Annotated in this window: 20 protein-coding genes, 1 tRNA gene and 1 pseudogene; 10 read left to right on the forward strand and 12 right to left on the reverse strand. The window is 62.9% G+C overall.

Going from position 1 to position 26,511, the window contains the following annotated elements; all coding sequences use genetic code 11:
* Positions 1–71 precede the first annotated feature (71 nt).
* The 4 genes from ACX4ZE_RS12530 to ACX4ZE_RS12545 are packed head-to-tail and all read left to right on the forward strand — an operon-like array spanning position 72 to position 7,808.
* Entirely contained in the window at positions 72–689 is a 618-nt protein-coding gene (locus ACX4ZE_RS12530) for a hypothetical protein (protein WP_480273561.1), read from the forward strand.
* A complete protein-coding gene (locus tag ACX4ZE_RS12535) occupies positions 689–2,560 on the forward strand; it encodes a flotillin family protein (protein WP_480273562.1) in 1,872 nt (623 codons plus the stop codon). The genes ACX4ZE_RS12530 and ACX4ZE_RS12535 overlap by 1 nt, the downstream gene beginning before the upstream one ends.
* Complete coding sequence (locus tag ACX4ZE_RS12540; protein ID WP_480273563.1) at positions 2,557–7,584, forward strand: DNA repair ATPase; 5,028 nt, start codon at positions 2,557–2,559, stop codon at positions 7,582–7,584. The genes ACX4ZE_RS12535 and ACX4ZE_RS12540 overlap by 4 nt, the downstream gene beginning before the upstream one ends.
* Before the next feature lie 53 nt (positions 7,585–7,637).
* Entirely contained in the window at positions 7,638–7,808 is a 171-nt protein-coding gene (locus ACX4ZE_RS12545) for a hypothetical protein (RefSeq protein WP_480273564.1), read from the forward strand.
* Here ACX4ZE_RS12545 and ACX4ZE_RS12550 read toward each other — a convergent pair.
* From ACX4ZE_RS12550 to ACX4ZE_RS12575, 6 genes are all read right to left on the reverse strand, one after another.
* The gene (locus ACX4ZE_RS12550; protein ID WP_480273565.1) at positions 7,798–7,941 is read right to left on the reverse strand and encodes a hypothetical protein; all 144 of its coding nucleotides are present in this window, start codon (positions 7,939–7,941) and stop codon (positions 7,798–7,800) included. The two genes, ACX4ZE_RS12545 and ACX4ZE_RS12550, sit on opposite strands and share 11 nt — an antisense overlap.
* A 68-nt stretch (positions 7,942–8,009) precedes the next feature.
* Positions 8,010–8,519 carry a hypothetical protein gene (locus ACX4ZE_RS12555; protein WP_480273566.1) on the reverse strand — a complete coding sequence of 170 codons (510 nt, stop codon included), beginning with the start codon at positions 8,517–8,519 and terminating at the stop codon, positions 8,010–8,012.
* A gap of 130 nt (positions 8,520–8,649) precedes the next feature.
* Positions 8,650–8,871, reverse strand: coding sequence for a hypothetical protein (locus tag ACX4ZE_RS12560; protein WP_480273567.1), 222 nt, complete (start codon positions 8,869–8,871; stop codon positions 8,650–8,652).
* Positions 8,872–8,984: 113 nt separating this feature from the next.
* Positions 8,985–9,284 (reverse strand): hypothetical protein, encoded by a 300-nt coding sequence (locus ACX4ZE_RS12565; RefSeq protein ID WP_480273568.1) that lies wholly within the window; start codon positions 9,282–9,284, stop codon positions 8,985–8,987.
* A gap of 7 nt (positions 9,285–9,291) precedes the next feature.
* Positions 9,292–9,732 (reverse strand): helix-turn-helix domain-containing protein, encoded by a 441-nt coding sequence (locus ACX4ZE_RS12570; RefSeq protein WP_480273569.1) that lies wholly within the window; start codon positions 9,730–9,732, stop codon positions 9,292–9,294.
* 301 nt (positions 9,733–10,033) lie between these two features.
* A tRNA-Gly gene (locus tag ACX4ZE_RS12575) sits at positions 10,034–10,107 on the reverse strand.
* Positions 10,108–10,509: 402 nt separating this feature from the next.
* Here ACX4ZE_RS12575 and ACX4ZE_RS12580 point away from each other — a divergent pair.
* The gene (locus ACX4ZE_RS12580) at positions 10,510–10,683 is read left to right on the forward strand and encodes a transposase (RefSeq protein WP_480273570.1); all 174 of its coding nucleotides are present in this window, start codon (positions 10,510–10,512) and stop codon (positions 10,681–10,683) included.
* Positions 10,684–10,963: 280 nt separating this feature from the next.
* On the opposite strand, the gene ACX4ZE_RS12585 is transcribed toward ACX4ZE_RS12580, so the two are convergent.
* Positions 10,964–11,719, reverse strand: coding sequence for a helix-turn-helix domain-containing protein (locus ACX4ZE_RS12585; protein ID WP_480273571.1), 756 nt, complete (start codon positions 11,717–11,719; stop codon positions 10,964–10,966).
* Positions 11,720–12,367: 648 nt separating this feature from the next.
* On the opposite strand from ACX4ZE_RS12585, the gene dcd reads away from it, so the two are divergent.
* The 4 genes from dcd to ACX4ZE_RS12605 all read left to right on the forward strand — a co-directional run bounded on the left by dcd (position 12,368) and on the right by ACX4ZE_RS12605 (position 17,851).
* Positions 12,368–12,967, forward strand: a complete 600-nt coding sequence (dcd, locus tag ACX4ZE_RS12590) for a dCTP deaminase (protein ID WP_480273572.1) — start codon at positions 12,368–12,370, stop codon at positions 12,965–12,967.
* Between the two features lie 517 nt (positions 12,968–13,484).
* Entirely contained in the window at positions 13,485–14,822 is a 1,338-nt protein-coding gene (locus ACX4ZE_RS12595) for a helix-turn-helix domain-containing protein (protein WP_480273573.1), read from the forward strand.
* Between the two features lie 107 nt (positions 14,823–14,929).
* Positions 14,930–16,186, forward strand: coding sequence for a pyridoxal phosphate-dependent aminotransferase (locus ACX4ZE_RS12600; RefSeq protein ID WP_480273616.1), 1,257 nt, complete (start codon positions 14,930–14,932; stop codon positions 16,184–16,186).
* A gap of 390 nt (positions 16,187–16,576) precedes the next feature.
* A complete protein-coding gene (locus ACX4ZE_RS12605) occupies positions 16,577–17,851 on the forward strand; it encodes a YibE/F family protein (protein ID WP_480273574.1) in 1,275 nt (424 codons plus the stop codon).
* 16 nt (positions 17,852–17,867) lie between these two features.
* On the opposite strand, the gene ACX4ZE_RS12610 is transcribed toward ACX4ZE_RS12605, so the two are convergent.
* The 3 genes and pseudogenes from ACX4ZE_RS12610 to ACX4ZE_RS12620 all read right to left on the reverse strand — a co-directional run bounded on the left by ACX4ZE_RS12610 (position 17,868) and on the right by ACX4ZE_RS12620 (position 22,964).
* On the reverse strand, positions 17,868–19,202 hold the full coding sequence (locus ACX4ZE_RS12610) for a DUF7159 family protein (RefSeq protein ID WP_480273575.1): 1,335 nt from the start codon (positions 19,200–19,202) through the stop codon (positions 17,868–17,870).
* Positions 19,203–19,356: 154 nt separating this feature from the next.
* Positions 19,357–19,656: pseudogene (locus ACX4ZE_RS12615) on the reverse strand (hypothetical protein); the annotation flags it as partial.
* A 341-nt stretch (positions 19,657–19,997) separates the two neighbouring features.
* Positions 19,998–22,964 (reverse strand): (Fe-S)-binding protein, encoded by a 2,967-nt coding sequence (locus ACX4ZE_RS12620; RefSeq protein ID WP_480273576.1) that lies wholly within the window; start codon positions 22,962–22,964, stop codon positions 19,998–20,000.
* Positions 22,965–23,420: 456 nt separating this feature from the next.
* On the opposite strand from ACX4ZE_RS12620, the gene ACX4ZE_RS12625 reads away from it, so the two are divergent.
* The gene (locus ACX4ZE_RS12625) at positions 23,421–24,092 is read left to right on the forward strand and encodes a DUF8020 domain-containing protein (RefSeq protein WP_480273577.1); all 672 of its coding nucleotides are present in this window, start codon (positions 23,421–23,423) and stop codon (positions 24,090–24,092) included.
* A 70-nt stretch (positions 24,093–24,162) separates the two neighbouring features.
* On the opposite strand, the gene ACX4ZE_RS12630 is transcribed toward ACX4ZE_RS12625, so the two are convergent.
* Entirely contained in the window at positions 24,163–25,098 is a 936-nt protein-coding gene (locus tag ACX4ZE_RS12630) for an NRDE family protein (RefSeq protein ID WP_480273578.1), read from the reverse strand.
* Positions 25,099–25,172: 74 nt separating this feature from the next.
* A complete protein-coding gene (locus tag ACX4ZE_RS12635; RefSeq protein ID WP_480273579.1) occupies positions 25,173–26,495 on the reverse strand; it encodes a S1 family peptidase in 1,323 nt (440 codons plus the stop codon).
* Positions 26,496–26,511 lie beyond the last annotated feature (16 nt).

Below are 26,511 nucleotides of genomic sequence, written 5' to 3' on the forward strand. Positions count from 1 at the left end.
GTGGTTCGGTCAATGTGGTGAGGTTCGCGCGCATTCTGGTTCGGGGGTGCTGCTAGCGATCTCGCCGCGCCATGGGTGAGTTCTTCGCCGCCGCATTGGCATTTCCTACCGCACTGTTCACCTTCGCGTTAGTGGTTGTGTTCGGGTACTGGCTACTCGTTCTGGTGGGTGCCGCGGACCTCGATCTGCTCGACGGAGTCGAAGCAGGCTGGGCTTCACGTGGTTTCGAAGCGCTCGGCTCCGGCGTGCCCGTGACAGTGGCGGTAACCGGGTTGGTCTCGATGTCGTGGTTCGCGAGCCTGGTTGCAACGGCGGCGATACATGCGGCTGGTATCGGCGGAAACGTCGCGACGGCAGCGGGTTTTGCGGTGTTGGTCGTGGCAGTGGTCACGGCGGTCGCCGGAACGCGCGTTATCGTTGTCCCGCTGCGGCGATTGTTTCGCGGCTCGGCTCCGCCCGCACAACGAGATTTCCTCGGCTGCGTGTGCGTGATCCGTACCAGTCGCGTCGATGCGGAGTTCGGTCAAGCCGAGCTCGTCTCCGCCGACGGTTCGTCGGCCATCATTCAGGTCAGGCGGAGCTCACGGCACGCCTCGACCGTTCCCCTGGCACAGGGGGATTTCGCACTTGTCTATGACTACGACCAGGCCACCGGGACGTTCTTGGTGGCCGCGACGGAGGGGAACTGATGTCCACCATCGCAATCGGGTTCGGTGTGCTGCTCGCGCTGGCCCTGCTCATGGCGCTCGCCGGGCTGCTTCTGGTGAGCAGCCTGTTCAAGAAGGTCAGCCAGGGGCGTGCGCTGATCATTTCGAAGATGCGGAAGGTAGACGTCACCTTCACCGGTGCGGTGGTGCTGCCGGTCCTGCACAAGGCCGAGTTCATGGACATCTCGGTCAAGACGATCGAGATCGCCAGGGTCGGCCGGGACGGGCTGATCTGTCGCGACAATATTCGAGCTGATATCCGCATCACCTTCTTCGTGCGGGTCAACAAGACGGTCGAGGATGTGATCAAGGTGGCCCAGGCGATCGGCACCGACAGGGCCAGCGACCAGGCGACGCTGCAGGAGTTGTTCAGCGCGAAGTTCTCCGAGGCGCTCAAGACCGTGGGCAAGCATCTGGACTTCGTCGATCTCTACACCAAGCGCAACGAATTCCGTGATCGCATCATCGCCGTAATCGGTACCGACCTCAATGGCTACAGCCTCGAAGACGCCGCGATCGACTACCTCGAACAGACCCCGCTGATGCAGTTGGACAGCCAGAACATACTCGATGCCCAAGGCATTCGGAAGATCACCGAGCTGACTGCGATCGAACACGTGCGCACCAACGAGTTCCGCCGCCAGGAGGAGAAGGAGATCACCCGACAGAACGTCGAGGCTCGCGAGGCGGTGCTGGAGTTGGAACGGCAGCAGGCCGACGCGGAGAACCGGCAGCGTCGTGAAGTCGAAACCCTTTGCGCTCGAGAGGAAGCCGAGATCCAACGGGTACAGGCCGAAGAGCAGCTGAAGGCGCAGAACGCGATCCTGCGTACCGAGGAAGCGCTCGGCATCCAGAAACAGAACAAGGACCGCGAGATCGCGGTCGCGGAGAAGAACCGTGAACGGGTCATCGCGATCGAATCCGAACGCATCGAGAAGGACCGGTTGCTCGAGGTCAGCGACCGCGATCGCGCAGTGTCGCTGGCCCAGGTCGCCAACGAGCGCGAACTGGAGTCCGAACGCCGCACGGTGTCGGAAGTGGTGCGAGAGCGGGTCGCGGTGGACAAGACCGTCGCCGAGCAGGAGGAGCAGATCAACCGGTTGCGCGCGGTGGAGGCCGCCGAGCGCGAGCGTCAGGCCATCATCATCCGCGCCGAAGCTGATGCGCAGGAGCATCTGGTCAAGGACATCAAGGCCGCCAAGGCCGCGGAGGCGTCGGCGAAGTTCAAGGCCAAGGAGGCGCTCACACTGGCCGAGGGCGAGGAACAAGTTTCGGAACTGCAGGCGCGGGCCAAGATCCGGCTCGCCGAGGCAACTCAGGCCGAAGCCGCGGCCTATGGGCTCGGACAGGCCAAGGTGCGCGAGCGTGAAGCCGATACTATCGAGAAGACCGGGCGCGCGGAGGCCGCGGCACTGCGGGAGAAGAACCTCGCCGAAGCCGAGGGGCTGCGCGAGAAGCTCAAAGGCGAAGCCGAAGGCCTCAAGGACAAGGCCGAAGCGATGGCAGCCCTCGATGACGCGACCCGCGAGCACGAAGAGTACCGATTGCGTCTGGAATTGGAGAAGGACGTGGAACTGGCCAAGCTGCACGCGCACCGCGAGGTGGCCGAAGCCCAGGCCAAGGTGCTCGCCACCGGGTTGGGTGACGCCAATATCGACATCGTGGGTGGCGAGTCGATGTTCCTGGACCGACTGGTGGGGTCCATCGGGCTCGGTAAAGGCCTGGACCGGTTGCTGCGATCCGAAACCGGCACCATGGCGACGGCGATGGCCAGCTCATTGCTGGCACGCAATGGTTCGGTTCCCGACACTACGGGCGATGGCGCCACCGACGACGCCGTTTTCGGGAAATGAGCGCGCCGCAGCTGCAGCACCACGACGAATCGGCCGGAGTGGCCGCATCCACCCCGGCCGACGGCGCCGCCCTCGACAGCGGCACCTACGACGTGCTGCGAGCTCGTCTGCGCGAGCAGTCGGCCGACTTGGCGCGGCGCTGTGCACAACTCAACCGGCGCCGGGTGGAGGAGTTCGGCGGCTCGGAGTTCGCGCTACTGGGCACCGAACGGATTCGCACCGAGCACAATTGCGTGCCACGCGACATCGTCGCGCTGCCCGATGGGCGAATGATTTTCGGCTACAACGTCTTCATCGGGATGAAGCCGCGGACGGAGATCGGTGACGTGTTCGCCGTTCACCGGTTCCACCGGAACGAGACCGGGCTCGGCTTCAGCGACGCCGAGTCAACCGGCTTGCTCGACGATCCGCGGTTCCACCGTGACTTCGCCGAACTGTACCGGTACTACAGCCAGACACGGCTGCGGCAACTACGCACACTGGAGGGCAGGCTGCTCGCGGTCTTTCAGACCGGGCAACGCACCGACGACATCAAGGTGCTGCGCTGGCGGACCGAGGTATCCGGCGCCGTCGCCTACCACGACAACCGCGGCGAACGCGACCACGTCTTCCCACCGCCACACGAGTTCGCCTGGACCGAGAGCACCCGCGACGACCAGGTTCCCGGACGGCATCCGCACCTGTCGATCCTCGGCGAGGTCTTCGTCGAGACTCTCGGCGGAACCCTCACCATCAAAATCGAGAACAACACCGAGAACGGCGCGGGGATATACAGCGAGCCGGTCGACGAGCCGCTGCAGAGCCTGGCCGATGCCGACATCCACTATGCCAGGGTCGGCGCGCTGATCCTGCTGCGCATCCGCCCCTACAACGAAACTATCTGGCGGCACCTGGTTTTCAACTCCCGCACAAAGTCCGTGGTGCGACTCGACGGCATCGGCCTTTCATGCCGGCTGCTACCCGACGACCGAGGAATCATCTTCCCCGGCGGCTACTACCTCGACACCGGCGTCCACAAGACTTTCGACGCATCGGTCGCCGACCTGGAGTACGAACGCACGATTCGTGCCGCCAACGGCGAGGACGTGCTGTACGTCTTCCACGCCCGTGCCGAAGGGCGCACGCTGCTGTTGCCTTACAACGTCATCCGCAAGCAGGTCGCCGCCCCGATCACCTGCCACGGATATTCGTTGTTCGACGACGGCACCATGGTCGCCTTCCGCGCCCTGTCGGACGAACCGACCCGTGTACACCCCATGCAGGTGTGGCAGACTCCGTTCGCCTCCGATGCCCACGCTGCCGCCCAACCGGAAGGCACCGGTGCACTTGCCCGCATCGGCAACGCCGACCTTGTACGCGGTATCGCCGACTGTCTGACAGTGGCGCGCATGGTCGACGACATGGCACCGGCTACTGCGGTATTCGAAGCGATCATCGCCGCCTGCGTCCGTACCGCCGACCACCACCACTGGCTGCACGACCCCGAACTCGGCGGCATCGCCGAGCCCCTGCGGGCTCTGCGCACCACAGCAGAACAGGTGCTGACCGAGTACGAGAAGGTCGCCGCGCTCACCGACCAGGCGACCACCGCGGTCGAGGCGGCAGCCGAACACATCGCGAGCCTGATACGTACCGCTCACACCGCCGCCGACACCACCGCTGACGGCTGGGTTCGGCGGCTCGCCGAGCTCCGGCACACCAGAGGCCGTCTCGACACGCTGCGTGAGATGCGCTATGCCGATCCGGCCAGGCTCGACGAACTCGCCGCATCGGTGTCTGCCGCACTCACCGATACGGGTCGTCGAGCCATCGAGTTCTTCAGCGAGGAAACGGTCTTCGACGACTACCGTGATGTCATCGCCGCTGAGACCGATCGAGCCGCCGCGATCGGTACCGTCGCCGAGGCCGAACCGATCCAGCACGCGTTGGGCGAGCGGACCGAACGGCTGCAGACCGTGATCGACGTCGTCACCGACCTCGATATCGCGGATGCGACCGTGCGTACCCGTATCCTCGGACACACCGGCGCTGTGCTGGCCGCGGTCAATCGTGCTCGCGCGACCCTGGACGCACGTCGCGGCGAACTCGCCGCCGCCGAAGGCAGAGCGGAATTCACCGCGGAGTTCGCGCTGCTCGGTCAGGCAGTGGCGGGCGCGCTCGCGGTCATCGACACACCGGAGGGCTGCGACGACCACCTCGCGAAGCTGCTGGTTCGAGTGGAGGGCCTCGAGGCCCGATTCGGCGCATTCGACGACTTCGCCGTGCGACTCGATACCGAACGCGAGGACATCTACGAGGCGTTCGCGGCACGCAAACAGGCACTGCTCGACGAACGTACCCGGCGCGCGGGCCACCTCGCGAAGTCGGCACAGCGCATGCTTTCGAGCGTCGAGCGCCGTTGCGCCGCACTGTCCTCCCTCGATGAGGTGAACGCCTACTTCGCTGTGGACCCGATGGTGGACAGGCTACGCGAAACCGTGTCCGAATTGCGCGGGGCGGGCGATGTGATCCGCGCCGAGGAACTCGATAGTCGCCTCACCGCCCTGCGGCAGGAAGTGGGACGCGCGCTACGCGATCGGATCGACCTGTTCACTGACGATGGCGCGACCATCCGCCTCGGTCACCACCGTTTCGCGGTCACCACCCATGAGCCGGAACTGGCGTTGGTCCCGCACAACGGGTCGATGGTCTATGCCATCACCGGAACCGATTACCGTGCACCGTTACGTGACAACGACTTCACTGACACCGCACCCTATTGGTCGCAGCTGCTGGTCTCGGAAACCACGCAGATGTATCGAGGCGAGTATCTCGCGACCGCGATCCTGGGCGACGCACAGACACGCGGCACCGTCGATGCGCTCCACCAGGCGGCCGACGCCGACGAACTGCGCGCCCTGGTGTCCGGTGCCGCCGAACAACGCTACGACGAGAGCTATCAGATGGGCGTGCACGATCACGACGCCACCTCGATCCTGGCAGCGCTGCTGCGGCTGCACGCCGACGCGGGCCTGCTGCGTTACCGTCCGATCGACCGAGCCGCGGCCCAGCTGTGGTGGTCCTTCGGCGCAGCCGATTGGCAGCCGCACGACACCGTTGCTCGTCAGCGGTGGACGACCCGTATCACCTCGTTGGCCCGCGCTGCGACGATCTTTGCTGACACCACTTTGCACGCCTCGGTGCGCGAAGAACTCGCCATCGCGATAGCGGAATTCTCCGACCGGCTCGAACTCGACGACGTAGATCCACAGTTGGCGGGCGAGTACCTGTTCGAGGAAATCGCCGCAGGGCCTGACGGGTTCGTCACCGCCAAGGCGGCCCGCGACCTTGTTGACAGATTTCAACGGCATCTGGCCAGAAGCCAGCGCGCATCGGGCATAGATTTCGCGCAGGAACTGCGGATTCTTGGCGATGACCTGCCATTGCGCCACCAACTCGCGACCGCGTGGCTCACCGCTTTCACCGACCACAGCGCCGAAGCCGATCTGGCTGCCCATGTGGCCGAAGCGGTCGCGATCGAACTGTGCGGCGCCGACTTCGCCCGTTACGACCATGCAGCCGAGCTCACTGCGACGGTGCCCGGCCTGCTGGGCGACCATCCTCGAATCACGCACCGCACGATGAGTTTCCGACTGGATGAGCTCATCACCCGCGCACACCGTTTCCATACCGAACGAGTTCCCGGATTCCGGGCATATCTGCGCAGACGCAACGAGCTGGTCACCGCCGAACGCGATCGCCTTCGACTCGAAGAGTACCGGCCCGACGTGATGAGCGGATTCGTTCGTAACCGACTACTCGATGAGGTGTACCTGCCACTGATCGGAGACAACCTCGCCAAGCAACTCGGGACGGCTGAGCGCGCCGACCAGTCCGGGCTGCTCTTGCTGATCTCACCGCCCGGTTATGGGAAGACCACGATCATGGAATACGTCGCCGCCCGCCTCGGCATGATCTTCGTCAAGGTGAATGGGCCCGCGCTCGGTCACACGGTGCGCTCGGTCGACCCAGGCGATGCGCCGAACGCGACCGCCCGCCAAGAAGTCGAGAAGATCAACTTCGCACTCGAGCTCGGCAACAACGTGCTGCTCTACCTGGACGACATCCAGCACACCTCACCAGAGTTGCTCCAAAAGTTCATCTCCCTTTGCGATGCCCAGCGCCGGATGGAAGGCGTGTGGGAAGGCCGCACCCGCACCTACGATCTGCGTGGCAAACGCTTCGCGGTCTGCATGGCAGGCAATCCCTACACCGAACAGGGCATGCGCTTCCGCATCCCCGACATGCTCGCCAACCGCGCCGACGTCTGGAACCTCGGCGATGTGCTATCCGGGCGGGAAGATCTGTTCGCCCTCAGCTACCTCGAGAACGCACTCACCACCAATCCTGTTCTCGCACCGTTGTCCTCGCGCGACCGCACCGACCTCGAGCTACTCGTACGCATCGCTCGCGACGACGACACCGCTCGCTCCGATCAGCTCACCCACCCGTACACCCCCGCCGAATTGTCCGACATCACCTCGGTACTGCGCAAACTGCTGCGGGCCAGGGACGTGGTGATGGCCGCCAACCACGCATACATCGCTTCGGCCGCCACCGCTGACGCTGCCCGCATCAAGCCGCCGTTCCAGCTCCAAGGCTCCTACCGCGACATGAACGCGCTCGCCGCGCGCATCGTCCCCGTCATGAACAACGACGAATTGGAAACCCTCATCGACGACCACTACGCCGCCGAAGCACAGACCCTCGCGTCGGATGCCGAAGCCAATCTGCTCCAGTTGGCAGAACTGCGTGACCGCCTATCTCCAGCCCAGGCCGCCCGATGGAACGAGGTCAAGGCCGCTTATCTGCGCGAACAAGCCCTCGGTGGAAATTCCGACGACCCGGTGGCTCGCGCCATCGGCGGTCTCGGTCTGCTGGCCGACCGCATCGGTGCCATAGAATCCGCCATCCGTGCCTTCGAAGCCGCGCCGCTTACCGGAAAGCATGCTGCCCAGTACAATTCGCTATCGAATGGTTCCTGACGACGCCCTCCCTTGGTTGCCATGGGGCCGACGGCGACATCCGCAGAACATTGTTGTCTCGGAAGGTCTGCATCGACGAGATCGAGATCCTCGGGGTCATCTCGATCGTATGCGCGTTGGCACAGCAGGTTGTGTGGGCGGTAGACAGCATCGGCGTCCCGTCAGCTCTGCTGCTGGCGTTAGCCAGAAGGGGCCGGTTCACTGCCGCGCCTGCTACGGAGTGAGTGTGGTCATCCACTCTACTTGCTGGACGATGCAGCCGATAATGCTGGCGACGAGGAGCTTTTCATGCACATCCTCTTCGGCAGCAGGTGGTGTCGACAACAGCTCACGGTAGTACCTGCAATCAGCGGTCATCAGATCAAACCGACAGCACGTCCGGTCAGGCCAGCGAATATGACGAGCACGGTCAGTCCGGTAGGACCTCAGAAAATCTGGCTAGATCTCAGAATGCTTGGCCAGTCGGCCATGATTTTGAGACTCGGCTTCTTCCTCGAGTCAATTGGTGGATGATTTCGCCAGTTGTATTCCGGGGCAGGGGGTCCGGTTGGCAGGTAGAGCGTTGCTTCGGTGCCACGTTCGGCGCGATCGGTCACTGTTGATGCTGCTCTGGTGGCATTCCGCTGTGTTGATGATGGTTCGAAGAGGTCGGGCCGTTCACGGCGGTGAGTGTCGAAGCGCTGAGACGGGCGGTTCCGTAGCGGAGATTCCGTTGGCATCACGGGCAGAAATACTTCTCGGGCTTCCCCCGTCTGAATCCTGTCGCTGACTGTTGCTGTAGGTAGCTCACCCAGTTGGTGGGCAATGGATTCTCTACCCGTGACGAAGCAGGCCACTTGATGGGCCGCTGAGGCCATGGGTTGCGCCTGCGCGGTGGGTGCCGCCGCGACGACGGCAGCAGCACCCGCAGCGATGAGCGTGTGAACAATATTCATTTCCGTCCTCCATTCGTCTCGAGCATGTCCGCGAGCGCGCATGACTCGCCTGTCTATCCGTCCACATACATCGGTGACCAGGCCCCGTCCTCCCACTGCACCCACCCCCGCGGCTCGTCGTCCGGGTCGCTCATCGGACATACCGCTCGACGCGTTGGTCGGGCACGATCACGCCGGCCTCGACGAGAGCCCGATAGGCGGCGCGCTTGTCCGCACACCTATCGAGGCTGCACCGGCAGTGGTCCTGCATGATCTCGTGCGCTGCCTGCGCGGACATGCATTGCGGTGACGGGTGAGGATCATCCTCGCGATCAATGAGATGCGGCAGGACATAGACGATTCCGATCACCATCACACCGATCGCGATGGAAACCACGAAAATGGCCGCGATGTAGGGCGTTTCGTCCCCTGGCGTCGTTATCGGGTTGATACCCGGCGCCGAGGAATTTCACCGATCCGGCGGCGTCAGTTGGCCGGACAGGTATGCCGATCAGGAATCGACATCATCCCGGCGCCGGGTGTATTCACCCTCGCATTGGGATGCCGTAATTGTCTGTGTCCCTTTGTGAATGTGTCGCCGTGGAGGACCTCGCGGCCGATCCGATCGGCTGCCGCGCGGGCGAGACTCAAAGCATCCTCGGTCGCTCCGGGCGCGGCGTCACGCACACCGACGTTCGCCACATACAGCCACAACCGACCCCACAATGCGAGCTGTGACGCGGTCGCCCGGCTGAACCGCGGCTCGATGTCATCGGCCCAACGCACGGCAAGGTCACGCGCGGCCCTCGTGCTCGTCGAGTGCGTCCGCGTCCCGGATCAGGCTCGGTAGCTGCCCGGCAACCTGCCGGTATTCGTGTGCCGCAACGAGCGGACGCAGACCGTCATAGGCGGCCTGCACGCCCTCGAGAGTGGGCTGTTCGTCGGGCTCGTCGAGCTGACTGGCCAGTGCCCGCCGTACCGGTCCCCACACCTCGGCGGTCGCGTCGTCGGCCCACTCGGCGTCACCGCCGCCAGGGGTCTGCAGTGTGGAGGTGTGCACGCCGAGCGCGACCGCCAGGGCACGTAGCGTTTCCAACCGCACAGACGAGCGGGCACCCCGCTCGAGCATCTTGATGAGCGACAGCGAAATTCCGCTCGTCTCAGACAGTTCCGATTGCGTCATGCCGCGCCGCTTGCGCACCGACGCGACGCGGTCACCAAGATCCGCAGTCATGACACGAGAGTACGGCCCGAGAGCACTCGGCGTCACGTAGTCATCGCGCGTCGGCCTGTTTGATCAGCTCGGCGAAATTGCTTACTGCACTACCGTCAATCTCGTGCGACCCACGTTGGAATCGGGGCGCGTCTAGCCAGGCCAGCGCTGCAGCAGATTGCGGTAGTAAGGGATTGGCAACCTCTGAACTGGGGTTATTTGCCCGATTCGGGTGTGCACCTGGAGAATGTGCATTGGGTACAGTGCCACGTTGCCTGGTGATGCAAAAAGAAAACCCGCCCTGGTCAGGGCGGGTTTTCTGTGGAGCCGATGACGGGAATCGAACCCGCGCTGTCTGCTTGGGAAGCAGAAGTTCTACCATTGAACTACATCGGCAGCGGTACCAAGGTACATCGAAGACTGTAGCAGAACCCGTGCGCAGGTGGGAAAAGTCCTGATAGATCGCCTTGACCTGCGTCGACATCTTCCTACGAGGGCAGGTCGGGGGCACTGATCCAGCGGAGGTTGATCTTGTTTTCGGCGGAGTTCTCTCCCGAAAATCCTCCCAGAAATGAGCCATCAATACTCTTGTTCGAGGGCGTGGAGACACCACCAAGACGGCAGATAGCTGATCGAGAGCTGAAATTTCTCACTGAGATCTTCGTGTCCTCTACACCAAGCGTGTCGGAAAAGTGGGAGGATTTGGTCCCTTCTTCTAAGCCGTCATAGTGCGGTCACCGCTGCTCGTAGAGTAATTCTCCTCGTACCGTGGAGGCCTGGCCATAAAGAAAAGGGCGGATGGTGGAGAAGGAACGCAAGTTTGATGCGGAGTTCTGTGAGGGGGCTGTCCGGATCGTGCGTGAGATCGGGCGCCCGGTCGTGCAGGTAGCTCGTGATCTGGGAGTTAGCGAGGGCATGCTCATGATCTGGGTGGCCAGGGCCCGGCAACGCCGCGACCCTGTCACGAAATGAGGCCGCATAAAGGACCCTCCACAGTTCCAGGGATTGGCGAATACCGCTGCGTGCAGAGAGTGCGCAACTCCCACACGGCGTTGTTGCTTCGAGGTTTCTGGGTTGCTTGGGAAGCGGAAATTTTACTTTCGAACTGCATCGGCAACGATACCGAGGTGCGGCGGAACCGCCGCACGGGTGAGAGAATTAGAATTCCTGACAGATCGCTCCAGCCCGCGACGGTATTTTCCGGTGCCGGTGGACAGTCGGCAGTGAACCGCTGTCCGAGCACAGGGCCGGGTCAATCGGCGAAGGCCAGGGGGCCTTCCACCTCGGCGAGGTGGTAGATCCACCAAGGGCGGTCGGGGAACTCGGTGGAGGTGATCGTGAGGTAACGCGGGCGCAGCAGTCCGGTGTCGGGGTCGCGGACTGTTACGGTGTCGCGGGGGATGTCTTCGGTGGGAATATCAGTGGTCCACAGGCGTTCCCAGTTGTCGGCTTTGCTGAAGGTGTCGATCATTCGGTTGCGTTCGTCGTGGGGGATGAGTCCGAACGACAGCATCTTGAATGCGTGCACGATGAGATGGGATTCGCGTTCGAGACTGGTTTCGCCCATCGCCTTGACTGCCCGGTCGTCGAGCAACATCCATTCGATGATGTTCCCGCCGGGGAACAGGCCGGGAAATGAGTCGAGGTAGCGCTGATTGGCGGCGGCGACGGTGAAGTCGGGGAGGGTTTGGTAGCAGGTGGCGCCACTGTAGTCGGCGAGGACGCGGAGGTCTTTTCGGGTCGGCCGGTGGGGGGCGGCGCCGAGGATGCTGGGGATCATGTTCGGCGCGGTGAGGTGCATGACGTATTGGAAGTACCAGCGAGGGATCTCGAGTGCGGTGAACAGGGCGGCCAGTACCTGATCGGTTGCTGGGCGGAGGCCCTGCTCGATTTTCTCGATGATGCTCGGACTGAGGTTGGATCGTTCGGCCAGCTGTTCTCGAGTCAGTCCGAGGTCACGGCGGCGGGCTGCGACATAAGCCGCTAGAAGGTGGCGGGGTCTGGACATAGTGGGTCTACCTTTCTTCTGGGAACGTCGAGACGGAGAGCGGACCGATTTGTGTCACTCGCGAGATTGTGTGGCGGCGGGGGCGTATCGCAGGATTGCGTATGCGAATTCCATGACGTGATCAGCTGTGTGCAGTGCGTCGAGGCGCGACTATCGGACGATGCCGGCCACACAGTGCAACGTATGTTCGAGTGGATACCCTGCCTGAAGGTGAGGCCAGCGAAGCGGGGGAACTGTGACCACCATTACCTGGTTAGCCGCACGTCACTTCGAGTGGTTTGGCACAAAGGCTTGTGACATGAAGGTTTCGGCATTCTGGGGCACAGGGGCTTCGGGTGGCGTTAGGCCGAGTTTCCGAGCCGAATCGGCGAGACCATGCGATTGTTCGCGATGCCGCGGGCACAGCTCACTAGGCGGTTTGTCTTCGGCAATACGGTGGAAGACAGGGGAAGACCGCTATTTTCATGGGCGAATGTTAGCAAGCTTCCCGCAGACTGCGGGATGTGTGGAATGTGGTCAACTTTCTGGCAAACAGATACGAGTGGACACCCACCGGCAGAGTGGCTCGAGCCCATGCGAGGGGAATCGTGCTCGACCGAGTACCATGCGGCTGAGCAGCCGCGCGGAGCGGGCGCTAGGCTCGTCGCTGTGCTGCTTTCCGATCGCGACATCCGTGCGGAGATCGCCGCTGGGCGTCTCGGTGTTGAGCCGCTCCTGGACAACCTGATCCAGCCGTCGAGTATCGACGTGTGCCTGGACCGGATGTTCCGGGTATTCAATAACACCCGATACACCCATATCGACCCCGCACAGCAGCAGGACGAACTGACCAGTCTGGTCGAGCCCGAAGCGGGTGAGCCGTTCGTTCTGCACCCCGGTGAGTTCGTGCTCGGCTCCACCCTGGAGCTGTGTACATTGCCGGACGACCTGGCCGGTCGGTTGGAAGGAAAATCGAGTCTGGGCAGACTCGGCTTGCTGACCCACTCGACCGCGGGCTTCATTGATCCCGGCTTCAGTGGTCACATCACGCTGGAACTGTCCAATGTGGCGAATCTGCCGATCACCTTGTGGCCGGGCATGAAGATCGGCCAGCTCTGTCTGATCAGGCTGTCCAGCCCCGCTGAGTACCCCTACGGCAGCGCCGCGGTGGGTTCTAAGTACCAAGGTCAGCGCGGACCAACTCCTTCACGGTCCTACCTCAACTTCCCGATTCCGGAAGCCGCGCTCGATGCTGTTGTAACAGGCTGAGCGAAAATATTTCCGCCGCCTCGGGTAAGGCGATGGGGACTGTCGGACGGCGACGGGGACTGATTGCGGAGGTGATCAGCCCCCGCCGCCTGCGCCCACCATGAGTGCCACGGTGTAGGTGACCATAGCGGTGGGAGCGTGTCTCCGCGGCTCGGTGGCTGGTCCAGAAGCACCCATCCTGGGGTCGGCCGCCGAGACCGGTCGGTGACATCACAGCACTGCCGGGGTGGGCAGCTCGACATCCAGGTGATCGAGTACCGGGGGACCGCGAGCTGTCGGGCCTGGCAGCGAGTTCCTTGTCTTATGTCTCAATGGTCTCAGCCCGCCAGGCGTTTCGGTATTGCCCGAATACCAGCTTTCCACTGCCCTTCCACTGCCTTTGATAGAAGCCGCATTTCATATGTGGCTCTGCTCACAAACCGCTCGTACTCTGGGAGGGAGTTCGTTCGGAAGGGATGACAGCGTGGTCAGGCATTGGTCAGGTAAAGAGGTCCGGGCCCTTCGCGATGCCAAGCGTATGAGCATCAGGGAATTCGCAGCCCATCTGGGGGTGCATGAACGCCTGGTGTCCAAATGGGAGGCCGGGGGTGTCAGGGTCCATCCACGACCGATCAACCAAGCTGCCCTGGATACGTCTTTGGCCAGGTCCGACGAAGTGGTGCGGGTGAGGTTCGCGGCGTTGATCGATCAGCCTGTGGGCGTTCCGGCTGGTGTGTTCGGAGCCGATGGGCGCGTCGACGCTTCGACACGCGCCTATGATTCGGGCGACGTGGATCTGTTGGCCCTCATATGCGCTGGTGCGATGAGAGGTGTTGCTTTAGCAGCGTTTTCGGAGAGGGATCTGATCATGGCGGCTGCCCACGAGGCCAGCGAGCATGCTGGCAAAGCCGGGAGCACGAATATCGGTTCGAGTACTTTGGAGCAGCTCGATGCCGATGTCATGCGTATCGCGAACGATTATGTGCGTATCCCGCCGATTCCGATGATGATGGAGATGCTGCGGGTACGTCGCCGGGTGTACCGGTTGCTGGAGGGGCATCAGCGGCCCGCTGATACCAGTCATCTGTATCTGTTGGCAGGCATGCTCTCTGGACTGCTCGCCAACGCGAGTACCGACCTCGGGCGATACGACGCTGCTGGTGAACAGGCTCGAGCTGCCTGGGCTTACGCGGAACTGTGCGGGCACAACGGTCTTCGTGCTTGGACTCGCGGTATGCACGCGCTGATCGAATACTGGTCGCGTCGCCCACGCAGGGCAGTGCAGCTCGCACAGAGCGGGCAGGTTTTTGCCGAGTCCGCGACCGCGACTGTGCGTTTACTCACTATCGAGGCACGGATCTGGTCTGCTTTGGGGAGCGCCGCGGATACCAGCCGGTGTCTTCATGCCGCCGATGCGGCCCGTGAGGCTGCCGCGACCGACACTGTGCACGACGAAGTGGGCGGTGTCTTCGGATTCAACGACGCCAAAGCCAGCTACTATGCAGGCGCGACCTCTATTCATTTGGGTGAAGCGGAGTCGGCTCTCGCCGCTACTGAGAGAACCATCGAGTTGTATTCGAATGGCCCGGCCGAACAGCGCTCTTATGGTGCGGAGGCTTTAGCCAGGGTGGACTGTGCCGCAGCTCACTTGATCGGCGGCAGTTTGGACGGTGCGACCGAAGCACTGCATCCGGTGCTCGGACTTGATGAGGACAGGCGCATCGCCCAACTCGAGGAGCGACTGGGTGGTGTGCGGAGACGGATCGCGGCCCCGGCCTTCCGACACGCGGTGGAGGCGCGGCGATTGGATGAGCGGATCGAGGAGTTCTGCGGCTCAACGGCAGTCAAAGGTATCTCGCCGGGCAACTCGGCGTGAGCTGGATCGTTGCGTATTGATCCCGTCTACGGCACTGGCGCGGGCGCGGGTACCGGATGCGTGCAGGCTTTGGTCAGGCTGATTAACCGATTGCGCCGGATGGCACCATAGGACGGGTGAGCCCTAGCCATCATCCGCATTGCCACCCGCGTGTTCTGGAGCAGTCCACGAAGCTGCAGAATGTCGTCTACGAGATTCGTGGACCGGTGCACGCGCATGCGGCACGGCTGGAGGCGGAGGGCCACCGCATTCTCAAGCTCAATATCGGTAATCCCGCGCCCTTCGGGTTCGAGGCCCCGGATGTGATCATGCGTGACATCATCGCGGCGCTCCCGCATGCTCAGGGCTACTCCGAATCCAAGGGCATCTTGTCGGCCAGACGCGCGATTGTGACCCACTATGAGCTGGTGCCAGGCTTCCCTGAACTCGATGTAGACAATGTCTATCTCGGTAACGGCGTCTCCGAGTTGATCACCATCACTATGCAAGCACTGCTGGACAATGGCGACGAGGTGTTGATTCCCGCGCCGGACTACCCGCTGTGGACAGCTATGACCAGCTTGGCAGGCGGCACCCCGGTGCACTATTTGTGTGACGAGAACAATGGCTGGCAGCCGGACATCGCTGACGTCGAATCGAAGATCACCAGCAAGACCAAAGCGCTGTTGGTGATCAATCCGAACAACCCGACCGGTTCGGTGTACTCCGCCGAGGTGCTCCAGCAATTGGCCGATCTCGCGCGCAAGCATCAGCTGTTGCTGCTCGCCGACGAGATCTACGACAAGATTCTCTACGATGACGCCAAGCACATCGCGATGGCGACCATGGCACCCGACCTGTTGTGCTTGACCTTCAGTGGGCTATCCAAGGCCTATCGGGTCGCTGGATACCGGTCGGGTTGGTTGGCGATCACCGGTCCCAAGGAACACGCGGCCGGTTTCCTGGAGGGTATCGACTTGCTCGCTTCGTCCAGGCTTTGTCCGAATGTTCCCGCGCAGCACGCGATTCAGGTCGCGCTCGGTGGGCATCAGAGTATCGAGGATCTGATCCTGCCCGGCGGCAGGCTGCTCGAACAGCGTGATGTCGCTTGGGAGCGTCTGAACATGATTCCTGGGGTGTCCTGTGTGAAGCCGAAAGGTGCGCTGTACGCGTTCCCGAAATTGGATCCGGACGTATACGAGATCTACGACGACTCGAAGCTGATCCTGGATCTACTACTGCAGGAGAAGATCCTGATGGTGCAAGGCACTGGCTTCAACTGGCCCAACCATGATCATCTCCGGCTCGTGACACTGCCCTGGGCGCGGGATCTCGCGGTTGCGATCGAACGCTTCGGCAACTTCCTCGCCAGCTACCGGCAGTGATTGAGTGCGGCAACGAGCGGTGTGAGCGCCCCGCTTTCGGCGCTTAAACAGACCATATGTATGGATATATGCCGAATTTGACGATCACCTAGCGCAAAAGAAGTGTTTTTGTGTACAGTAGTCCTCGGCACATAGAGTGCCTGGCCGGATTGCCTACCCCCCCTGGGCATATCCGGCCCCGGGTCAGGCCGCCTACCCCCCCTGGGCCGCCTACCCCTGGGCGGCGGAGACATCCCCCTGCTCTCCGCCGCCCCCTTCCCGGATTCTTCTCTCTGCGGCTCGGATAGCCCCTATCTCTGATATCCGTATCCGGGTCGGGTGTTGCGCCGCTCATGAAAATGAAATCCCTTAAGCTCGCTCCGGTAGAACACCTCGAAGGTAGGGAGCGCGGTGGGCGACCATCATCACCATGATCACTCGGGACCGATCGCGATCGGGACGACTGCGGCGCGCGTGGTTATCGGATTGCTCGTCGCGATCGGTGGCGTCGTTCTCCTCGGCGCAATCGTGCTGTGGCCGAGTGAACAGCACATCGATATACCACTGCCGATGCAGAACGCGGGCGGCGGTGCGGTGCAAACCGAGGCGGGCACCGTGCTGCGGCAGGATATCGGCCCCTGTGGCAGTCCCTCTCAAGGCCGGGTATTCGTGAATCAGCCCGACGCGCCACGCAACAACGCCTATTCTTGTCAGCGCAGTCTGATCGCCATCGAGTCAGGGCCGCACGAGGGCACTCGCACCCTGCTCGAAATTTCCCCCAGCCCAGGACAGCCGGATTTGCATGCGGGCGACAAGATCCGACTGGTGCGTCAAACTGATCCGGGCGGAGTGCCGTTGTACTCGTTCGAGGATCATGCGCGTGGACTGCCGCTTACCCTGATCGGCCTGGCTTTCGTGGTGGTGATCATTGCGGTGGCGCACTGGCGCGGGGTACGCGCACTGCTGGGTTTGTTGTTCGCTTTCGCGGTGCTTGTCGTTTTTCTGTTGCCGGCTTTGCTGGATGGCAAACCCGCCATCCCGGTCGCGTTGGTCGCCGGTTCCTTGATCCTGTACGCGGTGCTGTATCTGGCGCACGGGGTGAATCTGCGCACCAGTTCCGCGCTGCTCGGCACGCTGACCGCGATGCTGCTCGCCGCGGGGTTGTCCTGGCTATCGATCGAGCTGACCAGCTTGACCGGGCTTTCGGAAGAGCAGAACACCGCCGTCGCCACCTATATTCAGCATGTCAGTATCACCGGGCTGTTACTGGCTGGGTTCATTATCGGTTCACTCGGTGTACTCAACGATGTCACGATCACCCAGGCGTCGGCCGTGTTCGAACTGGCCGCCATTGACGAAACAGCCTCACGGCGTCAGATTTTCACTGCTGCTATGCGAGTGGGACGGGACCACATCGCCAGCACGGTCTACACTCTGGTACTCGCCTATGCTGGTGGGGCATTACCGCTGCTGCTGTTGTTCAGTATCGCGGGGCGTTCCATCCGCGACGTGCTGGTCGGGGACGCGGTCGCGATCGAAATCGCACGCTCAGCGGTCGGCGGTATCGCGCTGGCACTTTCGGTGCCGCTGACTACCGGTATCGCGGTACTGCTGGCTCGCCCGTTCGGCGGCAAGGAACTCAGCGAGCCGCTGCGGCAGCGTCCTGCCAGACACGCCCGGATTTGATTCAGTTCGCTCCAGTTCAGCGGGGCGGAGGTGGAGGTGGAGGGAAGAGGATGATCCCGGGTTGAAGAGTGGGAACTACGATCGGCGGAAGACCGGGTATCACAATGGTGTTCGGGCCTGGCGTCGGTGGCGCTTCGCTGGTAGCTTCCGGCTGACGTGGTCGTGGTGCGGCGACCGATTCCCGCAGGGGCGATTCCGTAGTGGTCGGTACGGCTGTGGTCGGTACAACCGTGGTCGGTAGTTCGAGGCTGGTGGTAGGTGGTGGCGTGCTGGTCGGCGACAGCGAGGCAGGCGATCCTCCGCTGGTGCGCGAATCGCTTTCCAGCACCCTTGGTCCGTAGCTGAGGCCGAGCCCGATCGTGGCGATCACGGTCAGCACACCAACCGCCAACACCGCACTACTGATCTCGCGTTTGCCACGGCCGGCCGGTGCGGATAACCAGTCGGGCGACAGTTCGTCGTCGAGTCTCGTTCGCGGGGAAGCGGTTTCCGTGCGCTTCGGTCTGGCCAGGAGCGCGGCGCCGCGGGCAGTGACGCTCTCCGGGTTGTCAGGCACGACGACAGGCACACCCATCCAGCGTTCGAGCACGGTGGCGACCAAAGGAATGCGCGCGCAGCCACCGATGGCAAGCACTCCGTGCACTGGACGGTCGGAGCGCACGATCACATCGCGGGTCATCCGTGCCGAGGACTCGATGGCCAGCATGAGCAGTGCTTCGAAGTTCTCCTGCGCTAGCAACACCAGCCCATGCTCGCTGGGCAATGCCACTGCGGTGCCGCTACTGAGCTGCTCTTTGGCCGCCCGGCACAGTGCGTCGAGCGCGGCTAAACCCTCGTCGTCCGGTGGAGGTGCGATCCGGCCGGACGCGATCTGCTGCTCGCGGATCAGTGAGTCGAGATAATCGCCACTGATGTCACTGGTGCGTTCGCTGTAATGAACCTCACGAGTGTGGGTATCGACCACACTCACCGACAAGCCCGAGCTGCCGAGGTCGTAGACGACCACCGAGGATATGCCACGAATATCGCCTGTGGCTTGGGCGAATTCCAATACCGCTGATATTTCTGGGATCAGCTCGTAATTGGTCAGCTGCTGGCGCGCCATAGCCGCGCGAAGCGAGTGGGCGTGCTGCTCACTGCGGTGGGCGATCGCGATGGCATCGATTTCCGGTGTGGCTTCCAGTGCGACCCCGATAGCTTCGGCCGTCAGTTCTTCTACGTCCTGGTCGATGACCGGGATGGTCTGCAGATCGAAAGAGCTCGCGGCGACCTGTCCGTGGGGGTCACCGGCGTGCGGTCGCGCCATACGGACAGCGCTCGCTCCCACCGAAACTCCCAGTACCGAACTCATCAGCTGCCCATCTCGTCTCATGTGTCACGACATGCGAGCCCGCGTCATTTGTCGGCTTCGGCCCGCTGGACGGACCCTACCGTCGGCGATCAGCTGTGCTAGAGGCAGGACTGATCACTCGTCCGGTCGGAGTCTGCCTCGCATCGTGAGTTTACGGTGTGCCGAGTCCTGCGTACACCCGTCCCGCTGTCCGCCAGGCAGCGTGGTCGAGACGATTCCTATCAATGTGCGCGGCCGCCTCGGCGTAAGAGGTGGTGAACCGTAAGCGTTCTGCGTCGAGATTGCGGCTTAACACATCTTCCAGGCTAGGTTCGTAGAACGGCACTACGTCATCGGTCGATCTCGCGACTTTGCCCGGATCCACATCCACTCCGATGACCTGGTGCCCGAGTACGGCCATGCACGCCGCATGCGTAGCCCCGAGGTGCTCGGTTTCGAAGACTGTACAGCGCATGATCGATTGGTAAGTCCCGCCGGTGGCCACACCACGTCGTTGAGGTAAGGGCTTGGGTAACGGCAGATGTATACGCGACGACGTTCCGTCTCTTCTTCGCCCGCTGGACCTACGATTACGCCTATCACTCGATAGGTTTCTTCAAGGCGCTTTTCTAGGGCTGCTGATTGTCGCGGGTATGAGGTCGGTAACGCGCCGGTGCGGATGAGCTGAGCTGGGCAAGTCTTCCGGCAGCGGGATCGCCGCATTTCGGAGTGCGCCAGGACGAGTAGAGCCAGGGTTCCTGGGGAACCCTGGCTCTACTCGCTTTATCGGACGACTCGCTTTATCGGACGCTGCGCTCAGTTCTTCCGTCCGGGTGCCTTGGCACCGGACTTGAAGCCGAGGCCGCCTGGCTTGGCAGTGGGCGGTGTGTTGTCGGGCGTGTCGTTGCCGTTGCTGGACCGCTCGGGCTCGGCAGCGGGCTCGGTTTGTTCAGCTGGGGCTTCGTCTTTCGCGGCAGACGCCGGGGTCGAGGTACCAGGTGCCTTGGGGCCGGGCCTCTTGAACCCGGACTTCATAGCCAGGCCCTTGGTGGGAACCGTCGGCTTGGTCTCGGGCGGTGCTGTCGCTGTCTCGGCTGCGGGCGCAGCCTCGGCCGTGGCGGACATGTCAGCCGCAGGCGCCTTGCTGCCTGGTGCCTTGGCGCCGCCCTTCATGCCAAGGCCCTTGACCGGCGGAGTCGCCGGTGTTTCGGTGGTCGGGGTCGCGGATGCTTTGGCTCCGGGTGCTTTGGCGCCGCCTTTCATGCCGAGGCCACCCGGTGCCTTGGCCGGACCCTTCATGCCAAGGCCTTTGACTGGTGGAGTCGCCGGTGTTTCGGTGGTCGGGGTCGCGGATGCTTTGGCTCCGGGTGCTTTGGCGCCGCCTTTCATGCCGAGGCCACCCGGTGCCTTGGCCGGACCCTTCATCGCCAGACCGCCGCCGGTCGGCGTGGCTTTGGTAGGTGTGGGGGCCACGGTGGCTGGGACAGGTTCCGGCTCCTGCTCCGGCTCCGCCCCAGGTGCCTTGGGCTCCTGGATGACGGTGAGTTTCTGGGTCAATTCGGTCGGCTCGGCGCGCTCGATGGCATCGAGCATCAGCTGGGCGACGTCTACCACCTCGACGCCTTCGCCTTCGCCTTTCTCTTGGCGAGCGGTGACGCCGTCGGTGAGCATCACCCGGCAGAACGGGCATCCGGTCGCGATCTTTCCCGGCGCGGAGCTACCCGCGGGTGCGGCGAGAGTGTGCAATCCCTCGTCCACCCGGTCGATATTGATGCGCTTGCCCAGCTGCTCTTCCATCCACATCCGCGCGCCGCCGGCGCCACAGCACATGGATCGCTCGCCATGTCGCGGCATCTCGACCAGATTCGAGCCGGAGGCGGTCATCAGCTCACGCGGTGCGTTGTAGACCTTATTGTGGCGACCCAGATAGCAGGGGTCGTGATAGGTGACATTCTGGGTCACCGAGGCCACCGGGATCAGTTGTTTGGACCGCACCAAGCGGTTGAGCAGCTGGGTGTGATGCACCACTTCGTAGCTGCCGCCCACCTGTGGATATTCGTTGTTCAACGCGTTGAAGCAGTGTGCGCAGGTGACGACGATCTTCTTCTTGCGATCTTCGACACCGGCGAACACCGAGTCCAGCAGCTCGATGTTCTGCTGCGCCAGTTGCTGGAACAGGAACTCGTTGCCCGCACGCCGCGCTGAGTCGCCGGTGCAGGTCTCTTCCGCGCCGAGCACCATGAACTTCACTCCCGCGGTAGCCAGCAGCTCCGCGACCGCCTTGGTGGTCTTCTTCGCCCGGTCCTCGTACGCACCGGCGCAGCCGACCCAGAACAGGTACTCGTACCCGTCGAAGGAATCTGCTTCCCTGCCGAAGACCGGGATCTGGAAGTCGAGTTCGTTGATCCAGTTCAACCGATCCTTGGCGTTCTGTCCCCACGGATTGCCCTTGTTCTCCAGGTTCTTGAACAGTCCCGCGAGCTCAGAGGGGAAATCCGATTCGATCAGCACCTGGTAGCGGCGCATATCGATGATGTGGTCGACGTGCTCGATATCGACCGGACATTGCTCTACGCATGCTCCGCAGGTGGTGCAGCTCCACAGCACCTCGGGGTCGAGGATGCCGTTGACCTCTTCGCTACCGATCAGGGGGCGCTCGGCTTCCGTCTTGGCCTGCGCCGAGATCTTGGCCAGTCGAGCCTCGTCCGGATTGCCCTCGGTGTCGACTAGGCCGATTTCGTCGCCGCTGGCATCCTTGCGGCCGCCGGCCAGCAGGTATGGCGCCTTGGCGTAACCGTGATCGCGCAGCGACATGATCAGCAATTTGGGCGACAGCGGCTTACCGGTGTTCCAGGCCGGGCACTGCGACTGGCAGCGCCCGCACTCGGTGCAGGTGGTGAAGTCCAGCCAGCCTTTCCAGGAGAAGTCCTCGATTCGGCCCGCGCCGAAGGTATCGGTGTCCGGGTCCGCGGTCTCCATATCGACCGGCTTGCCCTTCGACATCATTGGTTTGGCCGCACCAAGCGCGACGTCGCCATCGTCTTCGCGTTTGAAGTAGATGTTCGGAAACGCCGAGAACCTGTGGGTGATAACGCCCCAGGTGACGTTGCGGCCCAGGTACCACAGGAACGCCATACCTGACATCAGCTTGATGAACGCGAAGATCGACACCATGGTCGGGCTCGCGGGCAACAGCTCGGCCACCCGCATGGTGAAGAAGTCGGTTGCTGGATCGGCGTGGCCATAGGTCGCGATCTTGCCCGCTTTTACGAAGATCATGCCCAGACCCTCGAGCAGACCGACAGCTTCGATGAAGTACGCGGCAGCGAAGTTCGAACCGCTGAAGCGTGACAACCGCTCCGGCACGCGCGGGTGATTCAGCTGGCGGATGGTGATCAGCGCCAGAATGCCGATAACCGTTCCGATACCGAGAATCTCATCCCACAGATGGTATGCCGCCGTGTCACCGACGATCGGCCAGTGGAACTCGGGATCGAAAGTCTGCCCGTACGCCTCGAACCACAACATGAAGCCGCCGAGGAAGCCGACCATGAAGATCCAGTGTGCCCAGCCCACGGTGCGGAACTTGACCATTCGCGTGTGCGCGATGAACTCCACCAGCATGGTTCTGAAGCGGGGGAGGAAGGGTCGCCAACGATCAGGGGCCGACTGGCCGACCATGATGGTGCGAACGACTCGGGACACGCCGCCGAAGAACGACGCCCAGCACACAAGGCTGAGCACCGCTCCAATCGTGCCCAGTGTCACGGTCAGGGCATTCATGTTGCGACCTTTCTTTCGAGGCAACACGAGCGAAGGCGGCTATAGCACCGCCTGGGTTGGCTCGTATCCTAACCGACAGTAAGTTACTCGTCGGTAATAAGGCTGTCTATCGTCGGGCTCCCACTTTGCCTGGGCTGTTGTGCGCCGGAGGTCGACTCGACGTCTATTTGTGGTGAATATCACAACAGTGCGATGGGTGACCCGAACTCGGCCGACTACCACCGTAAACGCCGAGGTGTCCAACCCTATTGCTAAGGTTTGGCTTAGTTTCTGTGTTCAGTGGGGAATCTCGCCTATGTCGCGGCGTCCTATTACACTCACAGCGTTCTCTATAGCTGTGCTTGCCTCCGTATTGCTCGGGGAGGGTCCGTGGGTGACACCAGGATCTGATGCAGAAAGCTCTCGCGTTCTGGAGGTCGGCCGGTGGAGAAGGCATGACCACGGATTGGAAACTGAATGAAACTCCGCAGAATCGCCACGGCGTCCGCGATGGTCATCGGGGCGATGACCATCGGTCTCGGGACCGCGTATGCCGAGCCGGTCTCGTCGCCTGAGCAGGACATACGGTACTCGGTCAAACTGGTGGACAAGACCGTTGTGACGACGTTAGAGGGGGGTACGTTCGAACTGGCGAAATCCTCCGAGGACGTCGAGCAGAACGATATCTACCAGGTCAAGGACTCAGCAGGGGAGACGGTGATGTCGTTGCCGATCGCCTTCCAGCTCGGCGAGATCACCGTGCCAGTCAAAGCCGCGGTCAAGGATGACAAAGCGGTGCTGGAACTGACCCCAGAGCAGGGCATCGCGCCTACGGACGAATCGGTTCGATCGGTCAATGTCGTCGCGCAGCCGATCGCTTCGCCGATAGAGAACCAGCGCGCGCAGAACAACTTCTCCAGCCAGTTCGGACTGGCTACCACGATCGGTGGTTTCATCGGCACTGCTGTCGGCGCTGCGGTCGGCTGCATCGCCACTCTCCCCGCTTGCATTCCGGGTGTGGTGAGTGGCGCGGGTGTCGGTGGCATTCTGGGCACCGTGGCGGTCGGTGGCCCCACGCTGGTTGTGGCGGGACTCGACCTGCTCAATACGCTGCAGGCGCCCGCAGGCACCACACAGTGGGCGAAGTAATTCGTCCGGCGGGACGTCTCACATTCCATTCCTGGCCCCCGCGCTCTTCGTAGTGCGGGTGGCCAGGCGTTTACCGGGGTAGATCCAGCATCCCACGGACGGCGATCTCGCCCATCGCCTGGCCCAGTTCGCCGAAAGAGCGCTCGACCATGTCGAAGGTCCCGTTCTCGCGCACGAGCAGCACGGTGCAGGCTCTGGTTCCGTGTACCTTGTCCGCGATGAATCTGGCCGATCGCGCCCGCTCCAGATCCAGCGGCACCCCGGTGCGGGGCAACCACTCGTCCGGAGCCACGGCACGATCGGCGAGTACCGCGAAATAGCGATCGATCGCACTGGGATCGTTCTGCACCACTGCGCGCAGTTCAGCCACGCCTGCCCGCACTTTGGGCCAGACGGGCTGTGTCGTGCTCAGCTCCTGCTCCCCCTCGGTCATACCCCAGGAAGCGACAGATATACCGTTGGAGAGCCCGTGGAAACCAGGAGTCATTTCTTGTGGTTCCACGGTCGCGCGGTTGGAATGCCACCATAGCGTCCGCAGATCGGAAACCACCAGGTTGTAGCCGTTGTACTCGTCGGGGGCGGCGGCGAGGTCGCGCACGTATTTCTCCGGGCCGGGAATTTCATCTACCAGTTGGCGGCCTGCGATTCCGCGTAGGAAATCGATCAGCAGTGCCCCACGGGAACGGGCCTCTAGGCGCTGGTCGCTGAGATCGTGCACATTCGTGACCGCCGCGAAGCGATTGTTCCCCGAAGGTTGAGCGATGAGCCCTAGCCAGGTGCCGGGAAGTTCATGCGCGGCTCGGCCCGCGGCGCCGGTATCACGTCCGGCGATCAGGCTGGGCAATTCCGGCCACCATTTCATGGGCTCGGTCGGCCGGGTATAGAACTCGTCCCGGTTGGCGGCGACGATCAGCCGGTATTCCGGATGTGCGCGCCAGCCGATCAATATCAGACACATGTAGTTCAGAATGCCGGACTCGGCGGGCTGTCCACGCGGTGCTTTCACAGTTGGGCCACATAAGGGCGACGGAAAAGAGATGAGCCGACAGCGCACCGCTGCCGACTCATCCGCGTCCTAGGTCAGTTAGTGCGCACGCGGAGCCCTGGATTATCGGAGAGCACGACATGCACCGGCTGTGCGAACAGCTGGGGTACGTTACCGGTGAGGGCACCGAGCAGGTTCGGAATCGCGCACAGTGGATACTGTGCAACCGACGACGCACTGGAGATGCCGAGCGCCAGCTGGCCGGTCACGACCGGGCCACCGCTGTCGCCGGGCAGTGCGCAGATGTTGGCCGAGAAACTCTGGGTGAGCTTCCGCTCGCCTACCTGCACAACTTGGTCGACAGCGTTGATCACGCCGCAGCTGAAACCGGTGCGTGCGCCGGATTTGCACACCGGCGCTCCGATAACCGGAATCGCCACGCCTTTGATCGCGAGTGCGGACACGCCAGGAATCCGGACGGCGTTGTTGGCGAAGCGGTCCTCGGCCTGGTTGTCGATTCGTACGATCGAGTAGTCCTGTGCGCCGAGCACCGATTTCTGGAACACACCCAGCCGCGCGCCGAGATCGTTACCGTGCAGCTCGTAGATGGCCGCGGCCTCGGCACTGCCCGCCGATGGAATATCTGGGTTGCAGTGGCCCGCGGTGATATTCACCGTATTGCCGTTCCGGTCGATGCCATTGAAGCCGAGCGAGCAGCGCAGTGAGCTTCTTCCAGAGCTTGCCGCGTAGCCGTCGCCTCCGGCGAGGGCACCTCGCGTTCCGGCGATCTCGCCAACACGCAGAGTGGCCTTCTCGCCGGCCACCGGTGGGGCTGTCACCAGTACGCGCGCCGGATCGATGAAGCTCGGCATGGGCAGGCCCGCCTGGTCCACACGCACCGCTATGGTGTTGTTCACGGTATCGACCACCGCGCCGCGTATCTGTGATCGCACTGCCTCGGGCTGGCCCTCCAGCCAGCGTTCGAACGCGCTTTTCTCGCCACGCAGGACGGCCTCGCTCTTGCTGACGTTCCTGACCTCGAAGCCAGCCGATTTCGCGGCGTTCTCCGCATCGTCCGCGCGGGGACCCTTGGCTATCGCGATAACCGGCTTGCCAGCGTCGTCCAACCAGGAACCAGCGAATACGGCCGGATACCGTCGCTGTGCTGTGGTGGCGAACGACGCGACTTCCTGCGCGAGCTCGGCACGGCGCAGATACTCCGCAGGTGTGATATTCAAATCGCGGGCCAGCGCGGTGACCAGCTCAGCGGGCAGGGCGGAGGGCTGGTCAGGTGCGGCGGTCGCCACTGCCGTAGTCGGGCCGGAAAGCAGGATTGCCGCCGAGGCGGCAATCAGTGCTCTTCGGATCCCGATCTTTCGCACAGCTGATCGGGTCGGACCTATACGTGGCAGGAGCATGACCAGACTATATGGG

It is taken from the genome of Nocardia sp. TBRC8007 (genome assembly GCF_056629435.1).

Coding starts and splice junctions, on each gene's coding strand:
- ACX4ZE_RS12535 (WP_480273562.1), top strand. CDS start 689: ATGTCCACCATCGCAATCGGGTTCGGTGTGCTGCTCGCGCTGGCCCTG.
- ACX4ZE_RS12540 (WP_480273563.1), top strand. CDS start 2,557: ATGAGCGCGCCGCAGCTGCAGCACCACGACGAATCGGCCGGAGTGGCC.
- ACX4ZE_RS12560 (WP_480273567.1), bottom strand. CDS start 8,871: ATGGTGATCGGAATCGTCTATGTCCTGCCGCATCTCATTGATCGCGAG.
- ACX4ZE_RS12610 (WP_480273575.1), bottom strand. CDS start 19,202: ATGAGTTCGGTACTGGGAGTTTCGGTGGGAGCGAGCGCTGTCCGTATG.
- ACX4ZE_RS12530 (WP_480273561.1), top strand. CDS start 72: ATGGGTGAGTTCTTCGCCGCCGCATTGGCATTTCCTACCGCACTGTTC.
- ACX4ZE_RS12620 (WP_480273576.1), bottom strand. CDS start 22,964: ATGAATGCCCTGACCGTGACACTGGGCACGATTGGAGCGGTGCTCAGC.
- ACX4ZE_RS12585 (WP_480273571.1), bottom strand. CDS start 11,719: ATGTCCAGACCCCGCCACCTTCTAGCGGCTTATGTCGCAGCCCGCCGC.
- ACX4ZE_RS12580 (WP_480273570.1), top strand. CDS start 10,510: ATGGTGGAGAAGGAACGCAAGTTTGATGCGGAGTTCTGTGAGGGGGCT.
- ACX4ZE_RS12550 (WP_480273565.1), bottom strand. CDS start 7,941: ATGACCGCTGATTGCAGGTACTACCGTGAGCTGTTGTCGACACCACCT.
- ACX4ZE_RS12595 (WP_480273573.1), top strand. CDS start 13,485: ATGAGCATCAGGGAATTCGCAGCCCATCTGGGGGTGCATGAACGCCTG.
- ACX4ZE_RS12570 (WP_480273569.1), bottom strand. CDS start 9,732: ATGACTGCGGATCTTGGTGACCGCGTCGCGTCGGTGCGCAAGCGGCGC.
- ACX4ZE_RS12635 (WP_480273579.1), bottom strand. CDS start 26,495: ATGCTCCTGCCACGTATAGGTCCGACCCGATCAGCTGTGCGAAAGATC.
- ACX4ZE_RS12625 (WP_480273577.1), top strand. CDS start 23,421: ATGAAACTCCGCAGAATCGCCACGGCGTCCGCGATGGTCATCGGGGCG.
- ACX4ZE_RS12555 (WP_480273566.1), bottom strand. CDS start 8,519: ATGAATATTGTTCACACGCTCATCGCTGCGGGTGCTGCTGCCGTCGTC.